This window comes from Streptomyces sp. NPDC001709, assembly GCF_053596375.1.
On sequence record NZ_JBSFGB010000133.1, the window covers coordinates 1 to 2,357 of the forward strand.

General features: G+C 62.0%; 2 protein-coding genes and 2 pseudogenes. All 4 read right to left on the reverse strand.

From position 1 onward, the window contains the following. Positions 1 to 837 (reverse strand): annotated as a pseudogene (locus ACWC0C_RS48230) (IS256 family transposase); the annotation flags it as partial. Positions 838 to 886: 49 nt separating this feature from the next. Continuing rightward, positions 887 to 1,129, reverse strand: a pseudogene (locus ACWC0C_RS48235) (hypothetical protein); the annotation flags it as partial. Positions 1,130 to 1,249: 120 nt separating this feature from the next. Continuing rightward, a complete protein-coding gene (locus ACWC0C_RS48240; protein WP_450871534.1) occupies positions 1,250 to 1,969 on the reverse strand; it encodes a hypothetical protein in 720 nt (239 codons plus the stop codon). Positions 1,970 to 2,045: 76 nt separating this feature from the next. Further along, on the reverse strand, positions 2,046 to 2,357 hold a 312-nt coding region (locus ACWC0C_RS48245; protein WP_450871535.1), incomplete at its 5' end, for a hypothetical protein.

The following is a 2,357-nucleotide window of genomic DNA, read 5'->3' on the forward strand; positions in this document are numbered from 1 at the left end:
GAACGAGTTGCGCAGCAGGTGAACAACGCACGTCTGCACGATCGTCGCAGCCAGACCGCATTGACCGCGTCCGGCAATCCCGTCAGCCCGTCACAGACCAGCATCAGCACGTCCGCGGCGCCGCGGTTCTTGATCTCGGTCAGTACCTGGAGCCAATATTTTGCGCCCTCGCCCCCGTCGCCGACCCACAGGCCGAGGATGTCACGGTGGCCCTCGCCAGTGACCGCTACGGCCATGTAGACGGGCCGGTTGACGACCTGCCCCTCCCTGATCTTCACGTTCACACAGTCGATGAAGACGACCGGGTATACCGCGTCGAGCGGCCGGTTCTGCCATTCCGTCATGCCCGCGACCACGTCGGCCGTGATGGTCGAGATGGTCTGCTTGGAGACGTTCGCCCCATAGACCTCGGCCAGGTGGGCGGAGATCTCGCCGTGGGTCAGGCCCTTGGCGGATAGGGACAGCACCATCTCATCGACACCGGCAAGGCACTTCTGACGCTTCTTGACCACCATCGGTTCGAAGGTGCCGGCCCGGTCTCGGGGCACCTCGATCTCGACGGTGCCGGTGTCGGTGGTCACGGTCTTGGCCCGGCGGCCGTTTCGGTAGTTCTCCCTCGGCCCGCTCGCCGTTCTCGTGGCCCAGGTGGTCGGTGATCTCGCCCTCCAAGGCGGACTCCAGGCGCTTCTTCGTCAGCTGCTGCAGCAGACCGCCCTCGCCGGCCAGCTTCATCCCGCCGTCCTTCGCACGGGCCAGCAGCTGCTGGATCAGGGCATCGTCCACGACCTCGTCCACGGGCACCTCCTGAGCCTCGGTGTCACCCACCACGTCAGTCATCAACTGTCGCTTCCAGCTCGGGAGTTACACCAGTGACCCTACAGTCCTCGTCCTGGCGGTGAGGCACCGCCCGACGCGGACCCACCGGCCTCCTCTGCGACACCCTCTCCGGCACCACGGCGGGCGCATCCTCCTCGGCCAGCGCCTCCAGATACTGCTCCAGCCCGATCACCCGGCGCCTGAGCACCTCTTCAGCCTCAGCCAGAGCCGCCCGCACCCGCTCCAGCTCGGCTTCCAGTTCCTCCACCAGCACCGCCACGGCCTTCTGCCGCGCTTCCAGCACCGCCCTCATCGACGCCATCCGCGACCCCCACGACACCTCGGTCAGCAACGGACCGAGACTCCCGTGCCAGCCGCCATCCCATGCCGGACCAGCGGAAACCGCACACGAGGTTCGGAAAGAGAACGACCTCTAAAGTCGCCGAGCCATGACCTCTGCGGCAGCGACAGCTTCCTCAAGCCCACGAGCCTCGCGCCCCTTTTTGTCATTTGTCGCCCAAACAAAATAAGAACCGTCAGGCCGCGGATCAATGAAGATGCCACTAGAACTTCTATCGAAGCAGTCACTCGCCAAGCGAAGAGTCTCATGAGAGAAATACGGGAACATCTTACCCAGATGGGTATTCACATGCACCTTAAGAAGCATGCCGCGATACTCGGAAAACTCTGGAGCACCTAGAAGTATGGCCCACTGAGTTTCAACAGGGGTGCCATCTTCATAACCCAGACTCAATCTGTCATATGCCATAAACGGAAACCGCTCACCAAGCTCCCTCAGTGACATTCCATTGCGCCAGGCATCCATTAGCTTGACCACCTCCTTAAGATCTCGGGTGCCACCGGATGCCCAAACAAACGCCCCTCGCGAACTATCCAGGGAGATGGAGAATATACGCCTCCCCTTGCCCAGTCGCACCACGATCTCTCCGCGCGCCGCAGAGGTCGTGGCCGTCTTGAACGCAGCCCCTCCATGCTTCGACACTGGACCGATTTGCCCGAGGCTAACCCCCGTCTCCGCTGCGGCCTGACATAGCGCAGCCACCAGTCCACCGCTGAGAACGAGATCGGGGTAGTGCTCGGCGTCCAGCACATCGGACGGACGATCCCCACTCGGATTCCCTGAAACTGTCATACCGGAACCCTAACTCCCGAACGGCTACAACATGTGTTCACGCCAGCTCCCCCGAAGCTGCGCCGCCATGGGCGCGTCATAGATCCTCCAGAGCTCGAGCCCTGTCGAATTTCGGATCATCCCAATTTGGCTCATCGACGTCGATCTCGCCAGTGCGGTCATAGAACTTTACCGAATCCCAGGTTCGCCGCCCGGCCATTACTGCTCTTGCAATCCAACCCATTTCCTGCTCAGTGGCTGCAGCGCCCGGCTGAAGCCCACGGGCCGCCGACCCCTCAAACCCTCCACTAAATCCCTCGGTGTAAACATGGACAGTCGTCCCAGGGTTATCGATTGCAGACCTCACATAGCCTATCCAGCTATCTTTGTACTTCGGGTCCATGTAGTG

What these genes read in the sequence shown, in the direction of transcription:
- ACWC0C_RS48240 (WP_450871534.1), bottom strand. Translation starts at nt 1,969, where the DNA reads ATGACAGTTTCAGGGAATCCGAGTGGGGATCGTCCGTCCGATGTGCTG.